At 74.2% G+C, this 13,811-nt stretch carries 13 protein-coding genes and 1 pseudogene; 10 read left to right on the top strand and 4 right to left on the bottom strand.

Annotated features, from left to right (window positions below):
* The 3 genes from MNY62_RS24125 to rsmA form a co-directional block, all read left to right on the top strand.
* Nucleotides 1–1,106, top strand: a 1,106-nt coding sequence (locus MNY62_RS24125) for a tetratricopeptide repeat protein (protein ID WP_408629106.1), incomplete at its 5' end; no start/stop codon positions are given.
* 149 nt (nucleotides 1,107–1,255) lie between these two features.
* Nucleotides 1,256–2,257, top strand: a complete 1,002-nt coding sequence (tsaD, locus tag MNY62_RS24120; RefSeq protein WP_242346885.1) for a tRNA (adenosine(37)-N6)-threonylcarbamoyltransferase complex transferase subunit TsaD — start codon at nucleotides 1,256–1,258, stop codon at nucleotides 2,255–2,257.
* On the top strand, nucleotides 2,254–3,147 hold the full coding sequence (rsmA, locus tag MNY62_RS24115) for a 16S rRNA (adenine(1518)-N(6)/adenine(1519)-N(6))-dimethyltransferase RsmA (protein WP_242346884.1): 894 nt from the start codon (nucleotides 2,254–2,256) through the stop codon (nucleotides 3,145–3,147). The genes tsaD and rsmA overlap by 4 nt, the downstream gene beginning before the upstream one ends.
* 309 nt (nucleotides 3,148–3,456) lie before the next feature.
* Here the strand turns inward: rsmA and MNY62_RS24110 are convergent, their stop codons facing one another.
* The gene (locus MNY62_RS24110; protein ID WP_242346883.1) at nucleotides 3,457–3,723 is read right to left on the bottom strand and encodes a hypothetical protein; all 267 of its coding nucleotides are present in this window, start codon (nucleotides 3,721–3,723) and stop codon (nucleotides 3,457–3,459) included.
* Nucleotides 3,724–3,942: 219 nt separating this feature from the next.
* Between MNY62_RS24110 and MNY62_RS24105 the strand changes: the two genes are divergently transcribed.
* From MNY62_RS24105 to MNY62_RS24085, 5 genes are all read left to right on the top strand, one after another.
* A complete protein-coding gene (locus MNY62_RS24105) occupies nucleotides 3,943–4,590 on the top strand; it encodes a deoxynucleoside kinase (RefSeq protein ID WP_242346882.1) in 648 nt (215 codons plus the stop codon).
* A 63-nt stretch (nucleotides 4,591–4,653) separates the two neighbouring features.
* Nucleotides 4,654–5,574 carry a 3-methyl-2-oxobutanoate hydroxymethyltransferase gene (gene panB / locus MNY62_RS24100; RefSeq protein WP_242346881.1) on the top strand — a complete coding sequence of 307 codons (921 nt, stop codon included), beginning with the start codon at nucleotides 4,654–4,656 and terminating at the stop codon, nucleotides 5,572–5,574.
* A gap of 50 nt (nucleotides 5,575–5,624) precedes the next feature.
* Nucleotides 5,625–6,494 (top strand): pantoate--beta-alanine ligase, encoded by an 870-nt coding sequence (panC, locus tag MNY62_RS24095; RefSeq protein WP_242346880.1) that lies wholly within the window; start codon nucleotides 5,625–5,627, stop codon nucleotides 6,492–6,494.
* Nucleotides 6,491–6,982 carry an SsrA-binding protein SmpB gene (gene smpB / locus MNY62_RS24090; RefSeq protein ID WP_242346879.1) on the top strand — a complete coding sequence of 164 codons (492 nt, stop codon included), beginning with the start codon at nucleotides 6,491–6,493 and terminating at the stop codon, nucleotides 6,980–6,982. The genes panC and smpB overlap by 4 nt, the downstream gene beginning before the upstream one ends.
* Before the next feature lie 136 nt (nucleotides 6,983–7,118).
* The gene (locus MNY62_RS24085; RefSeq protein ID WP_242346878.1) at nucleotides 7,119–8,024 is read left to right on the top strand and encodes an HD domain-containing phosphohydrolase; all 906 of its coding nucleotides are present in this window, start codon (nucleotides 7,119–7,121) and stop codon (nucleotides 8,022–8,024) included.
* A 299-nt stretch (nucleotides 8,025–8,323) separates the two neighbouring features.
* Here MNY62_RS24085 and MNY62_RS24080 read toward each other — a convergent pair whose 3' ends face one another.
* From MNY62_RS24080 to MNY62_RS24070, 3 genes are all read right to left on the bottom strand, one after another.
* Nucleotides 8,324–8,662, bottom strand: coding sequence for a DUF971 domain-containing protein (locus MNY62_RS24080; RefSeq protein WP_242346877.1), 339 nt, complete (start codon nucleotides 8,660–8,662; stop codon nucleotides 8,324–8,326).
* 34 nt (nucleotides 8,663–8,696) lie between these two features.
* Nucleotides 8,697–9,470, bottom strand: a complete 774-nt coding sequence (locus MNY62_RS24075; protein WP_242346876.1) for an NRDE family protein — start codon at nucleotides 9,468–9,470, stop codon at nucleotides 8,697–8,699.
* A gap of 141 nt (nucleotides 9,471–9,611) precedes the next feature.
* Nucleotides 9,612–11,399 carry a phosphoenolpyruvate carboxykinase (GTP) gene (locus MNY62_RS24070; protein ID WP_242346875.1) on the bottom strand — a complete coding sequence of 596 codons (1,788 nt, stop codon included), beginning with the start codon at nucleotides 11,397–11,399 and terminating at the stop codon, nucleotides 9,612–9,614.
* A gap of 232 nt (nucleotides 11,400–11,631) precedes the next feature.
* Between MNY62_RS24070 and treZ the strand changes: the two genes are divergently transcribed.
* Both treZ and MNY62_RS24060 read left to right on the top strand, forming a co-directional pair.
* Nucleotides 11,632–13,422 carry a malto-oligosyltrehalose trehalohydrolase gene (gene treZ, locus MNY62_RS24065; RefSeq protein WP_242346874.1) on the top strand — a complete coding sequence of 597 codons (1,791 nt, stop codon included), beginning with the start codon at nucleotides 11,632–11,634 and terminating at the stop codon, nucleotides 13,420–13,422.
* A 7-nt stretch (nucleotides 13,423–13,429) separates the two neighbouring features.
* Nucleotides 13,430–13,811: pseudogene (locus MNY62_RS24060) on the top strand (hypothetical protein); the annotation flags it as partial.

Below are 13,811 nucleotides of genomic sequence, written 5' to 3'. Positions count from 1 at the left end.
CGCTCGTCGCCCCCGAGCGCGCGCCGACCCCCGCGCCCGGCGCCCTCCGCGCCGCCGAGCCCGCTCCTGCCGCCCCGCCGTCCGGGGCCGAGCCCGACGGGGTGGACTGGTTCGCGGGCCCCGTCGCTCCGACGCCGCGGCCTGCGCGGCCCGAGGCGGCAGCCGCCTCCGCACCCGAGCGCGCCGAGGCGGAGCGCTCCACCGGGCCCGCCGCGCGTACGCTCGAGCAGCCGGCGCCGACGCCGCCCCCGGCCGCTTTCCAGCAGGGGAAGTACTCGATGCCGTTGCCTCCCCCAGGCACGCTGCCGCTGCCGCCCTCCCTGTCGACCCCGAGGGCGAGTGCGTCGGGAGGGCCAGCGCCGTCTGCCGCGCCCGCCGCCGACCGGCTGCGCGAGGCGGCCCGCAGCTCCCGTCCGCCGTCGCCACGCCGCTCGCGCGCTCCTTTCGCGATCGCCGTGGCAGCGGCCCTCGCGGTGGGCGGAGGGGCGTTCGTCGCGCTGCGCGGGGGGAGCACGGGTCCGGAGCCGACGGCGACCGGGACCTCGACCTCGGCCGCGACGCCGGCCCCGGCCCCGACCCCGATCCCGACCCCGACCCCGACCGCGACCCCGGCCGCGACCGCGACGCCGGCCCCGGCCCCCGCCCCGGCGGCCGACCGCGAGCCCGCCCCCCCGGAGCAGAACCCCGAGCCGGCCGCGCCGTCCGCACCCGCAGCAGCCCCGGCCCCCGTCCGCGTCCGCTCGGAGGACGCCGACTACCGCCGCAGCCTCGCGAGCGCCGAGCGCAAGTACGAGGCCGGCCGGTTCGTCGAGGCGATCGCGGATTACCGGCGCGCGGTCGCGCTGCGGGCGACCGGCCCGGCGAACGTCGGCCTGGCTCGCGCGCTCTACGACGCGAACCGCTCGGCGGATGCGCTGCGCGCGCTCGAGGACGCCATCGCGGTCGACGGCCGCTACGCGCCCGCCTGGCTCCTGCTCGGCGAGCTCAAGCAGGCCGAGGGGAAGGTCTCTCAGGCGCGCGCCGCGTACCAGCGGTTCCTCCAGCTCTCGCCGAACGGAGAGCAGGCGCGCGCGGTCCGGGAGATCCTCTCGAAGCAGCTCAAGTAGCGGAGCGCGCCCGCGTCGGGGTACCGGCAGCCATCGCGGGGCGCGAACCCGCTCGCGCCCGCCACGCGGCCGGGTTAGTTTCCCGCCGCGATGAAAGTCCTCTGCACGCGCTCGGCTTCCGCGACGGTCTCGTCGCGCCGGGAGCCCGCATGAAGATCCTCGCGATCGAGACCTCCTGCGACGAGACCGCGGCCGCCGTCGTCGAGGACGGGCGGCGCGCGCTCGCCGACGTGGTCGCCACGCAGATCGACATCCACCGGCGCTGGGGCGGGGTCGTGCCGGAGCTCGCGAGCCGGAACCACGTCGTCCAGGTGATGCCGGTCGTCGACGAGGCGCTCTCCCGGGCCGGGGTCGGGCCCGACGGCATCGACGCGATCGCGGTCACGAGCGGTCCCGGTCTCGTCGGCGCGCTCCTCGTCGGCGTCCAGGCGGCGAAGGCGCTCGCGCTCGCGTGGCAGAAGCCGCTCGTGCGCGTGAACCACCTCGAGGGCCACCTCGTCGCCGCGTTCCTCTCCGAGACCGCGCCGGCGTTCCCGTTCCTCGGCCTCGTCGTGTCGGGCGGCCACACGTCGCTCTACGCCGCGGAGCGCTTCGGCGCGTACCGGCTCCTCGGGCAGACCCGCGACGACGCCGCGGGCGAGGCGTTCGACAAGGGGGCGAAGCTGCTCGGCCTGCCGTACCCCGGCGGCATCGCGATCGACCGGCTCGCCAAGGAAGGCGACGCGCACGCGACCCGCTTCCCGAAGGCGATCGTGAAGGGCTCGGAGCTCGACTTCAGCTTCTCGGGCCTCAAGACCGCGCTCCTGCACCACGTGAAGAAGCACGGCGTGCCGGAGGGCAGGGGGCTCGCCGATCTGTGCGCGAGCTACCAGGAGGCGATCGTCCGCGCGCTCGTCGAGAAGGCGTTCCGCGCCGCGCGCCGCCTCCAGTTCGACCGGCTCGTCCTCTCCGGCGGCGTCGCCGCGAACAGCCGGCTGCGCGCGGCGGTGTCGGAGAAGGCGGCCGAGTACGAGGGCATGGAGGTGTTCCTGCCCGCCCCGAGGCTCTGCACGGACAACGCGGCGATGATCGCCGTCGCCGGCACGCACGCGTTCCTCCGCGGCGAGCGCGCGGGCGCGGACCTCAACGCGGACCCCGCCTGGCGCCTGTGACGAGCGCACCTCCGGTCCCCGCGGCCCGCTACCCGAGCCCCCGCGCGCTCCTCGAGAAGTACGGGCTCCGCGCGAAGAAGAGCTGGGGCCAGAACTTCCTCGGCGACGAGGGGATCCTGGACGACATCGCCCGCCTGGCGGCGCCGCGCGCCGGTGATCGCGTGGTCGAGCTCGGCGCCGGCCTCGGCCACCTCACCGCCCGGCTGCTCGCGCGCGGCGCGGACGTGATCGCGGTCGAGCGCGACCGGGACATGGCCCGCGTCCTCCGCGGTGAGCTCGGCGATCGGGTCCGGCTCGTCGAGGCGGACGCGGCGCGGCTCGACTACGGGGAGGTCGCGCGGATGTTCGAGGCGGCGGGCCCGACCTCGTCCCCGGGCGCCGCGCGGCGCCTCGCGGTCGTCGGCAACCTGCCGTACCACCTCACGAGCCCGATCCTCTTCTCGCTGCTCGACCAGCTGGACCACGTCTCGCGCGCGGTGTTCCTGCTGCAGCGGGAGGTGGCCGAGCGGCTCGCGGCGTCGCCGGGGAGCCGCGACTGGGGGCTCGCGTCGGTGCTCCTGCAGCGAGAGGCCGACGTCTCGATCGAGCGGATCGTCCCGCCCGGGGCGTTCCTGCCGCCGCCCAACGTGGAGAGCGCCGTCCTGTGCGCGCTCTTCCGCCCGCCGGGCGACGCGCTCCGCGTCGCGGACCCCGTTCGCTTCCGCCGGCTCGTGAAGGCCGGCTTCGCCCAGCGCCGGAAGACGCTCGGCAACGCGCTCCGCGCCGGTCGCGTGGTGCCGGACGAGGCGCTCGCGCGCGCCCTGGAGACCGCGGGCGTCGACCCTTCCCGCCGCGGTGAGACCCTCACCGTCGCCGAGTGGGCCGCGCTGGATCGCGCGCTCGGGACCTGAGCCGCCCGAGACCTACGCGAAGCGCGATCCACTCGAGTCGCGAGCCGCCCCGCCCCGCCCCGCCGCGCGCCCGAGCCCGCCCGCCTCCCAGGCCACCCGAGGCGCGAGGCGCACGAGACGGGAGCCGAGACGGGCACCCGCAGCGAGGCGCGCCGAGGCGTACTGCTTCCGTACGCCGCAGGCGCAACGAGCGAGGACGCCCGTCGCAGGCCCCGTATCGTGCGCCGCAGCAATTCACGGGCGCCCACCCGCTATCTCCGCCCGCCCATCCCCTTCAGTCGGGAGGGCGCCCGTGAAACTCGACGGCCTCTAGAGGCCGAACGTCGTGCGCGCGGTGGCGAGGAGCAGGCTCATGCCGCGAGCGCCGTTCTCGCCGAGGTAGTGCTGGAAGGCGACCGGGTCGAGCCGCATGGACTCGACCGTGCTCGCGACGATCGCGTCGTAGCTCGGCGCGTTCGGCTTCTTGAGCTCGAGCGCGATCTTGAGGATGGCGCGGTGGAAGGCCGGGTCCACCCGGTCCTCCGCCGTCTCTCGCACCGTCACGGACCGTTCCCGCGTCGCGACTCGGCTGGCCATCTCGCGCTGCCTCCCCATCCCTCGTCCGCACTGCAGAATTGACAGCGACGATACGTGACGTGACATCCGCTGTCAACGCGCACCCTGATCCGAAGATCACGGGATCCGCGATCACTTTGTCACAGCGGGGATCGAACGTCGCGCTCCGCGTCCAGTCGCCACGCTGCCTTGCGACCCCTGCCTCGCCGTGGCAAGCTGCCACGCTTTCGCGCATCCGGAATGGAACGACCCAGGTACATCGCGGTCGAGGGGCCCATCGGCGTCGGCAAGACGACGCTCGCGCAGGTGCTCTCCGAGCGTCTCGGAGCGCGCCTCGTGCTCGAGCACGCCGAGGAGAACCCGTTCCTCGCGAGCTTCTACGCCGACCGCCGCAAGCACGCCTTCCAGGCCCAGCTCTTCTTCCTGCTCTCGCGTTTCCAGCAGCAGCAGGCGCTCTTCCAGCAGGACCTGTTCACCCAGTCCACGATCGCGGACTACCTCTTCGCGAAGGACCGGATCTTCGCCGCCCTCACCCTGTCGCCCGACGAGCTCGCGCTGTACGATCGGGTGTACGAGCTGCTCGGGCCGCGCATCGTGAAGCCCGACCTGGTCGTCTACCTGCAGGCTCGGACCGACGTGCTCGTCTCCCGCGTACGCAGGCGCGGCCGGGATTTCGAGCGGTCCGTCGATTCGTCCTACCTCGAGACGCTCGCGAAGGCGTACGGTGACTTCTTCTTCCACTACGACGAGTCGCCGCTCCTCGTCGTGAACACGAGCGACATCGACCTCGAGCAGAACCCGCAGGATCTCGAGGCGCTCCTTGCGGTGATCCGGCGGCACCGCAAGGGGACCCAGCATTACGTGCCCATGGGCACGCGGACGTATTAAGGATAACGAACCTCGCCAATGGGCAGGACCCCGCCACGGGGCCTACACCGGAGGAAGCGAGCCATGTCCAGCCAGACCGCGCCGCGCAAGCGCGTCACCGTCCACGAGCTTCGCAGGATGAAGGACGCCGGCGAGAAGATCGCCGTCGTCACCGCCTACGACGCCACCGCCGCCCGCCTCGCCGACGCCGCGGGCATCGACGTGGTCCTCGTCGGCGACTCCCTCGGCATGGTGGTGCAAGGCCAGGACTCGACGCTGCCCGTCACGCTCGAGCACATGATCTACCACTCGGCCGCCGTGCGCCGCGGGCTCGCCCGCGGGGCCGGCCGCGCCCACCTCGTCGGCGACATGCCGTTCGGCAGCTACCAGGCGAACGCGGACGACGCCGTGAAGGCGGCGATGCGCCTCGTCGCAGAGGGCGGCGTCGAGGCGGTGAAGCTCGAGGGCGGCGCCGAGTTCGTCGAGGTGATCCGCCGCATCGTCCGCGCCGGCGTGCCGGTGATGGGCCACATCGGGCTCACCCCGCAGTCGGTCCACCGCATGGGCGGCTACGTCGTGCAGGGGAAGGACTCGGAGAAGGCGCAGCAGCTCCTCCGCGACGCGCGCGCCCTCGAGCTCGCCGGCTGCTACGCGATCGTGCTCGAGTGCATCCCCACCGAGCTCGCGCGCATCATCTCGAGCCAGCTCCGCATCCCGACCATCGGCATCGGCGCGGGCCTGCACTGCGACGGGCAGGTGCTCGTCCTGAACGACCTCCTCGGAATGGACGACACGTTCACGCCCAAGTTCGTGAAGCGCTTCGGCGAGATCGGGCAGGCGATCTCCGCCGCCGTGGGCGCGTACGTCGGCGAGGTGAAGCGCCGGGCGTTCCCCGACGACGCGCACAGCTTCCACTCCTCGTCGGTGCGGCTCGTCCCCGTCGCCGCGGAGCACGACGAGGACGACTCCGAGCCCTCCGGCGGCGTCATGGGCGCGCCCGTGTAGCCCCCGCCCGCGCCGCGCCGGCGCGACGACAGCCAGTCACCCCTCCCGAGATGAAAGCACCCGAGCTCATCACCGACCCCGCCATCTGGCAGGCGCGCTGCTCCGCCGCGCGCGACGGCGGCGCCCGCATCGCGCTCGTCACGACGATGGGGTTCCTCCACGACGGCCACCTCTCGCTCATGCGCGAGGCCCGCGCCCGCGCCGACGCGGGCGGGCGGCGCGGCCTCGCGCTCGCGTCGATCTTCGTGAACCCGACGCAGTTCGGGCCGAACGAGGACCTCTCCCGCTACCCGCGCGACCTCGAGGGCGACCTCGCCAAGTGCGCGTCGGCGGGCATCGACTGGGTCCTCGCGCCCGAGGACCCGAACGCGATGTTCCCGCCCGATCACCAGACCTGGGTGACCGTCGAGCGCGCGTCGCAGGGGCTGTGCGGCGCCTCGCGGCCGGGGCACTTCCGCGGCGTGGCGACGGTCGTCGCGAAGCTGTTCAACCTGTCCCGGCCGCACGTCGCGCTCTTCGGGGAGAAGGACTTCCAGCAGCTCGCGGTGATCCGCGCCATGGCGCGCGACCTCGCGATGGGCGTCGAGATCGTGGGGATGCCGATCGTGCGCGAGCCCGACGGGCTCGCCCGCTCGTCGCGGAACGCCTACCTGTCCCGCGACGAGCGCGCGCGGGCGCTCTCGCTCTCTCGCGCGCTGCGGGAGGCGGCCGACGCCGCCCTGCGCGGCGAGCGGGACGCGGCGGCGCTCGCGGCTCGCGCGCGGGCGCGCCTCGACGAGGCGGGCCTGCGCGTCGACTACGTGGAGATCGTCGACCCCGGCTCGCTCGCGCCGGTCGCGCGGGCGGAGGCCGGGAGCGTCATGCTCGTCGCCGCCTGGGCCGGCGCGACGCGCCTCATCGACAACCTCAGGCTGCCATGAGCGCGAAGGGCACCGGCGGGGCGCGAGGCGCGGAGGGCGAGAAGATCGTCGCGACGAACCGTCGCGCCCGCTTCGACTTCTCCATCGAGGACTCCTGGGAGGCGGGGCTCGTCCTCACCGGCAGCGAGGTGAAGTCGCTGCGGGAGGGGAACGTGAACCTCTCCGACGCGTACGCGCTGCCGCGGGGCGACGAGCTCTTCCTCGTGAACTGCCGGATCGGCGAGTACAAGCAGGCGGCGCACTTCGGTCACGAGCCCCTGCGCGACCGGAAGCTCCTCATGAGCCGCGCCGAGCTCGACCGCGTCCGCGGCAAGGTCGAGCAGCGCGGCTATACGCTCGTCCCCCTCCGGCTCTACTTCAAGGGAGGGTGGGCGAAGGTCGAGCTCGGGCTCGCGAAGGGCCGCGCCCACGAGGACCGGCGCCACGCCATCGCGGAGCGCGAGACGAAGCGCGAGATGGACCGCGCCCTCTCACACCGCCGGCGCTGACGCGCCGCGCCGGTCCACGGGTTCGCCCCGCCGGGCACTCGTGGGCTCTGCGGCTCCCTCCACCCGGGTGATCCGCGCTCTCGTTGGGGCGCGCGCTCCGGGGAGCGGTCCGCTCTGCTAGCTTGGACCGGGCGACATGTTCGATCGCCTCACGCTCAGCGAGGACATCGCCGACAGCCGTGGCGCGCTCGTCGCGCGGCGCGGGACCGTGATCTCGCCCGAGGCGATCGCGGACGCAGCGCACCGCGCACCGGCGCTGCCACGCCGCCGGCTCGCCGAGACCGCGCTCGCGCGCGACGTGCCCGCGCCGCTCGGCGCGGCGGAGTACCGGCACCTCTTCCACGGCGACGCCGTGCGCGAGGCGGTCGCGCGCGCCCTCGGCAACGCCCTGCTGCCCGACGTGCTCGTCGAGGAGCTCGTCGCCGCGCGACGGGAGGCCGGCGCCGTGTACGCGCACGCCTTCGCCGCCGCGGCCGTCGCGGTCCGGATGCTCCTGTCGGCGGTGGGCGCGGCGCGCGGCGTCCCCGACCTCGCCGCCGCGGCCCTGCTCCACGATCTCGGCATGCGCCACCTGCCGCCGCGGCTCCTCTCGCCGGGCGAGCCGCTCTCGCGCGAGGACGCGCTCCGTGTCGCCTCGCACCCGCTCACCGGGGCGTTTCACCTCGCGACGGTGCTCGGCGCGCACCCGGCCGTCGCCGCGGCGCGCAGCCACCACTGGCGCTGCGGGCAGGGCTACCCCGCGCTCGGCGCGGCGCCGTCGCGCTCGATCGAGGTCGTCTCGGTCGCGAGCGCGTTCGCGGCCCTCACCCAGCCGCGCGCCTTCCGCTCCGCCGCCTACAGCGCGCGCGGCGCCGCGGACGTCCTCGTCGCGGAGGCGGCGGTCGGGCACGCAGACACCAACACCGTCCGGCTGCTCGTGCACGCGCTCCGCGGCGGGCGGGGGGATCCGCGCGCGGTGCGGTTCGGGCACGAGCGCGAGGGGCACGCGCCGGCGGAGAACCGCTACGCGCCGGTCGAGGTGCCCGCGCGGGCGTATGTCTGATCTCACGGGGACTGCGTCCCCGCCCCAGCAGCGGAGCTGCCGGGGCCCCACCCCTGCTCGGCGGGGCCCGTGAACGGTCGCGCCCGCTGACGCGGGTGCGCGACCTAGGTCATTCTGAACGGGGGCTGGCGCCCCCGCCCCGCCGACGGCTGGCCGCCGTCGTCGGGGCCCCACCCCTGCTCGGCGGGGCCCGTGAACGGTCGCGCCCGCTGACGCGGGTGCGCGACCGTTCCCCGCCGGAGGGGCTTCGCCCCTCCCGCGCTTCGCGCGGGGCCCTCCCGTCGCACGACGCCTTCGCGTCAGTCCTTCAGCAGCCCCGAGGCGCGCCGGAGCGTCTCCCACGAGTAGATGCCGGTGTCGTGGCCGTCCGACCAGCGGATCCGGAGGGCGTAGTTGCCGACGGCCTCGAGGCCGAGCGGGCGGATGTCGGCGGGGATGGTGGTGGGGTCGAGGATCTTCCTGCCGGTGCCCTCCTCGACGCAGCCCGCGCAGGGGCACAGGTCGCGGAGGACGTGGTTCGGGATCGTCACCTCCGGGCCACCCGGCCAGAGGATCCGGACGCCGTCGTCGGCGACGTCGATCGCCTCGGGCGGATCGACGTCCTGCTTCTTGAAGGACATGCGGTCGAGGAGGCCCATGCGGCGCTCTACATGGCGCGGCGGTCCCTGCGCGTCAAGCGTTGCGCGCGAGCGCCACGGCGAGCGGGGAGCGGTCCTCGAGCGGCCCGAGGCAGGGGCGGGCGTCGGCGGTCCAGAGCTCCGAGGTCGCGAGCTCGCCCGTCAGCCGCAGCACGGTCGACGAGCGCGTTCCGTAGGCCGGGTCCATGTGGATGCAGGTCGCGAGGCCCGCCGCAGCGGCGGCGCGCGCCGGGGAGGGGGAGTCGCCGCCGGGGGCGTGGACGGTGAGCACCTCGCGCAGCCGATCGACGGCCGGGTCGAGCGGCCAGCGGGAGCGCACGAGCGTCGCGCGCGGGCAGCGCCCGTCCCAGGCGTTCTCGGTGACGACGTGCAGGCCCGGGCCGAGCGGCTCCACGCCCGCGCGCTCGCCGTCGTACCACCAGAGGAAGGCGGAGCGCGCGTCGGCGACGACGAGGTGGAAAGGGTTCCAGGCGTCGGCGGACAGGGCGCCGATCGCGGCGCGCGCGCCCTCCGCCGTGCCGGCCGCGAGGGCGAGCGGGACGATCTCGCCGCGTGAGCGGCGGGTGAGGTCGGGGTACCAGCCGAGCGGAGCGTGGTAGTTCGTGAGCGCGGCGACGACGCCGCCGCGAGAGACGCCGATCCAGGTGCCGCCGCCGAGCACGTCGCGCGGCGCGGCGTAGCGCTCGCCGCCGGGCAGCGCGCGGAGCGCCCAGCCCTCCGACGGCCGGCCGAGCCGCTCGTCGCGGTTCGCGGCCACGACCACCGGCCAGCGGCGATCGGTCCCCAGGGCGACGGCGAGGGTGCACATCCGGTCGAGTTTAACGGCCGAAGCAGGGAGGGGCCCGGTCGCGAAGCAGCGGCGGGGCGGCCCGGTCCCTCCCGGCGAGTCGAGAGCTGACGGGCCCGGCCGCCGAGCGGCCGGGCCCTCGATCCCGCGCCGCGTGCGGCGCTACTTCACCTTCCGGGCGGAGCGAACGCGCTCGAGCAGCATCTCGCGCTGGAGCGCGATCGGCCGGGGCAGCGTCTTGCCGAGCTTGTCGAACCACTCCTCCTGCGACTCGAGCTCCTTCTCCCACTCGCCCAGATCGATCCGGGTGGCGGCGGCGACGGCCTCCGGCTTCGCGTCGATGCCGGAGAGGTCGAGGTCACCCGCCTTCGGCGTGTAGCCGAGCAGCGTCTCCTGCGCGCTCACGCGGCCCGCGGCGCGATCGAGCATCCACTTCAGCACGCGCATGTTGTCGCCGTAGCCGGGCCAGAGGAACTTGCCGTCGGCGCTCTTCCGGAACCAGTTCACCATGTAGACCTTGGGCGGGTTCGGGATGCGCGACTGCATGTCGAGCCAGTGCTGGAAGTACGAGCCGGCGTCGTAGCCGCAGAACGGCAGCATCGCCATCGGGTCGCGGCGGACGACCCCGACCGCGCCGGTGGCGGCCGCGGTGGTCTCGGAGCCCATCGTCGCCCCGAGGTAGACGCCGTGCGTCCAGTTGAAGGCCTCGAGGACGAGGGGCACGGTGGTGGAGCGGCGACCGCCGAAGATCAGCGCCGAGATGGGCACGCCCTTCGGATCGTCGACGAAGGGCGAGAGCGCCGGGTTGTTCCGCGCCGGCGCCGTGAAGCGGCTGTTCGGGTGCGCTGCCTTCTCGGTGGAGCCCTTCTTCCAGGGCTGGCCCTTCCAGTCGATGAGCTCGGCGGGCGGCTCCGTGTCCCAGCCCTCCCACCAGATGTCGCCGTCCGTCCCGCGCGCGACGTTCGTGAACAGCGTGTCCTTGCGGACCGAGTCCATCGCGTTCGGGTTCGTCTTGCGGTTCGTGCCCGGCGCGACGCCGAAGTAGCCGTTCTCCGGGTTCACCGCCCACAGCCGCCCGTCCTCGCCGACCCGCATCCACGCGATGTCGTCACCGACGGTGCGGATCTTCCAGCCCTTGTACGCGGCGGGCGGGATCATCATCGCGAAGTTGGTCTTGCCGCACGCCGAGGGGAACGCGGCGGCGACGTACTGCTTCTCGCCCTGCGGGCTCTCGGCCTCGAGGATGAGCATGTGCTCGGCGAGCCAGCCCTCGTTCTTCGCGAGGTAGCTCGCGATGCGGAGCGCGAGGCACTTCTTGCCGAGGAGCGCGTTGCCGCCGTAGCCCGAGCCGATCGACCAGATCGTGTTGTCCTGCGGGAAGTGGCAGATGAAGCGCTTCTCGGGGTCGCAGTCGCTCACCGAGTGCAGGCCGCGGTTGAACTCGTCCGACTGGCCGAGCCGGTCGAGCGCGACCTTCCCCATGCGCGTCATGATCCCCATGTTCAGGGCGACGTACACGGAGTCGGTGAGCTCGAAGCCGACCTTCGAGAACGGCGAGCTCGCCGGGCCCATGATGTACGGGACCACGTACATCGTGCGGCCCTTCATCGAGCCTTCGAAGAGGTGGCCGAGCTTGTGGTAGGCCTCCTTCGGCGCCATCCAGTTGTTGGTGGGCCCCGCCTCCTCGCGCGTCGGCGTGCAGATGAACGTGAGGTGCTCGACCCGCGCCACGTCGTTCGGGTTCGAGTGGTGGTAGTAGCAGCCGGGCCACTTCTTCTGGTCGAGCGGGATGAGGACCTTCGCCGCGACCGCCTCCTCCGTGAGGCGCTTCTTCTCCGCCTCGGAGCCGTCGCACCAGTACACGCGATCGGGCTTGCACAGCTTCGCCATCTCGTCGACCCAGCCGAGGAGATGAGGGTTCGTCGTCGGGCGATCGGAAGAGGTAGCCATCCCGTGGTTTCCTTTTTGGGGTTGGGTCGGAAAGTGGTCGAGTCTCGCCGGTGTCCGAGCTCGGCGGGGGCGGGCCAAGCTAGCGCACGGACGAAGCTCCGTCGACCCCCGATTCCGATTCGAGGGTCCTTAATCTCGGCCGGACGGGTCGGCGGGTAAACCCCACGCGGCAGGGACGAATGGGCCGTTTCCCGGGCTTCCGCGCCTCCAGCCCGCCCCGTAGCTTCCCGGGATGACGCACCACGCGCACGGGCCCACGATCCTGCCGGACGGGCGGGTTCGTTTCGAGGTCTGGGCCCCGAAGATGAGGAGCATCGCGGTCCGGATCGAGGGCGAGGAGCACTCGCTTCGAGGGGAGCCGGACGGCTGGTTCGCCGCGGAGGTGGCTGGAGCCGGCCACGGAACGCGCTACGCGCTCGTCCTCGAAGACGGGCGCGTACGGCCCGACCCCGCCTCCCGGAGGCAGCCGGACGGCGTGCACGCCGCGTCGCAGGTGTTCGACCCGAGCCGCCACGCCTGGCGGGACGCGGGGTGGAAGGGGCTCCCGCAGGACGCGCTCGTGCTGTACGAGCTGCACGTCGGGACGTTCACGGGGGAGGGGACGCTCGACGCCGCGGCGGAGCGGCTCGGCGAGCTCGTCGAGCTCGGCGTGACCTGCGTCGAGCTCATGCCGGTCCAGCCGTTCCCCGGGGCGCGGAACTGGGGCTACGACGGCGTCGAGCCGTACGCGGTCCACGAGGCGTACGGCGGCCCCGCCGCCCTGCAGCGCTTCGTGGACCGCGCGCACGGGCTCGGCCTCGCCGTGTGCCTCGACGTCGTCTACAACCACCTCGGTCCGGAGGGGAACTACCTCGCGGAGCTCGGCCCCTACTTCACGAATCGTCACAAGACGCTCTGGGGCGACGGGATCGACTTCGACGGCGACGCGGCCGGGCCGGTGCGCGCGTTCATGATCGGGGCGGCGGTGCAGTGGATCCGCGACTTCCACGTGGACGCGCTGCGCCTCGACGCGACGCACGCGATCCTGGACGACTCCGCGGTGCACCTCGTCGCGGAGCTCGGCGAGGCCGTCCGGGCGGCCGCCCGCGACGCGGGGCGCGTCGTGCACGTCATCGCGGAGAACGACGAGAACGATCGCAAGGTGCTCGATCCGCCGCCGCGCGGCTGGGGCGCCTCGGCGGTCTGGGCGGACGATCTCCACCACGCGCTCCACGCGCTCGTCACGGGCGAGCGGAAGGGCTTCCTCGGCGACTTCGGCGGCCCCGACGACGTCCGCCGCGCGCTCGCGGAGGGGTTCGTCTACCAGGGCCAGCGCTCCGGCTACCGGAAGCGACCGCACGGCACCGACGTCCGGGGCCTCGCGCCCCTGCGGTTCGTCACCTGCGCGCAGAACCACGATCAGGTCGGCAACCGGCCCCACGGGGAGCGGCTGTCCACGATCGTCCCGTTCGACGCCCTCTTCCCGCTCTCGACGCTCGTCGTGCTGGGGTCGGGCCTCCCGCTCCTCTTCATGGGCGAGGAGTACGGAGAGGACCGGCCGTTCCTGTACTTCACGAGCCACACGGACCCGGAGCTCGCCGCGGCCGTGTCGGAGGGGCGCAAGAACGAGTTCATCGCGGAGGGCGCCGGGGAGGTCCCCGACCCGCAGGCGGAGGAGACGTTCCTGCGCTCGAGGCTCTCGCACCGCCGGGACGGGCGGCACGGCGCGCTGCGCGCGCACTATCAGCGGCTCCTCGCGCTCAGGCGGGCGCACCGCGCCGAGCTCGCGCGAGCCTGGCCGAGCGTCGAGCGCGAGGGCACCGCGTTCACGCTCGTCCGGCCCGGGCTCGTGGTCCGCGCCAACCTCGGGCCGGAGCGCGCCGGTGGGCTCGCGCCGTGGGGCGTCGCGATCGAGCAGCGCGGCGCCGGCGCACAGGGCGGCGAGGGAGGGGAGGGCGAGCTCCGGGCGCAGGCCGCGGCGAGCGGTGACCCGCCGCACGCGTTCGAGACGGAGCCAGGCGAAGGGCTCGCCCCCGGCGGCTGAGGAGCGGGTGAGGGAGGCCGTGACGGGCTCCACTCAATTCCCGACCCCGACCCCGACCCCGACCTCGACCCGACCCCGACCCCGACCCCGACCTCGACCCGACCCCGCCCCCGACCCCGACCCCGACCTCGACCCCGACCTCGTCCCCGACCCCGACCCCGACCCCGACCTCGACCCCGACCCCGACCCCGACCCCGACCTCGACCCCGACCCCGACCTCGACCCCGACCTCGACCCCGCCCCCGACCCCGACCCCGACCTCGACCCCGACCCCGACCTCGACCCCGACCCCGACCCCGACCTCGACCGCAACGACCGACGCCGAGCCCTCCACCCACCCCGCCCGCAGCGCGCCGCCCCACGTGGCGGGACCTCGCGCCCGCAGGCGG

The organism is Anaeromyxobacter terrae (genome assembly GCF_022690685.1).
In the GTDB taxonomy this organism is placed as follows: Bacteria; Myxococcota; Myxococcia; order Myxococcales; family Anaeromyxobacteraceae; genus Anaeromyxobacter; species Anaeromyxobacter terrae.
This window is presented reverse-complemented; position numbering and strand designations above follow the sequence as displayed.

Excerpts from the sequence above, each read along its gene's own strand:
- tsaD (WP_242346885.1), top strand. The coding sequence starts at position 1,256 with ATGAAGATCCTCGCGATCGAGACCTCCTGCGACGAGACCGCGGCCGCC.
- MNY62_RS24110 (WP_242346883.1), bottom strand. The coding sequence starts at position 3,723 with ATGGCCAGCCGAGTCGCGACGCGGGAACGGTCCGTGACGGTGCGAGAG.
- MNY62_RS24105 (WP_242346882.1), top strand. The coding sequence starts at position 3,943 with ATGGAACGACCCAGGTACATCGCGGTCGAGGGGCCCATCGGCGTCGGC.
- panB (WP_242346881.1), top strand. The coding sequence starts at position 4,654 with ATGTCCAGCCAGACCGCGCCGCGCAAGCGCGTCACCGTCCACGAGCTT.
- panC (WP_242346880.1), top strand. The coding sequence starts at position 5,625 with ATGAAAGCACCCGAGCTCATCACCGACCCCGCCATCTGGCAGGCGCGC.
- smpB (WP_242346879.1), top strand. The coding sequence starts at position 6,491 with ATGAGCGCGAAGGGCACCGGCGGGGCGCGAGGCGCGGAGGGCGAGAAG.
- MNY62_RS24085 (WP_242346878.1), top strand. The coding sequence starts at position 7,119 with ATGTTCGATCGCCTCACGCTCAGCGAGGACATCGCCGACAGCCGTGGC.
- MNY62_RS24080 (WP_242346877.1), bottom strand. The coding sequence starts at position 8,662 with ATGGGCCTCCTCGACCGCATGTCCTTCAAGAAGCAGGACGTCGATCCG.
- MNY62_RS24075 (WP_242346876.1), bottom strand. The coding sequence starts at position 9,470 with ATGTGCACCCTCGCCGTCGCCCTGGGGACCGATCGCCGCTGGCCGGTG.
- MNY62_RS24070 (WP_242346875.1), bottom strand. The coding sequence starts at position 11,399 with ATGGCTACCTCTTCCGATCGCCCGACGACGAACCCTCATCTCCTCGGC.
- treZ (WP_242346874.1), top strand. The coding sequence starts at position 11,632 with ATGACGCACCACGCGCACGGGCCCACGATCCTGCCGGACGGGCGGGTT.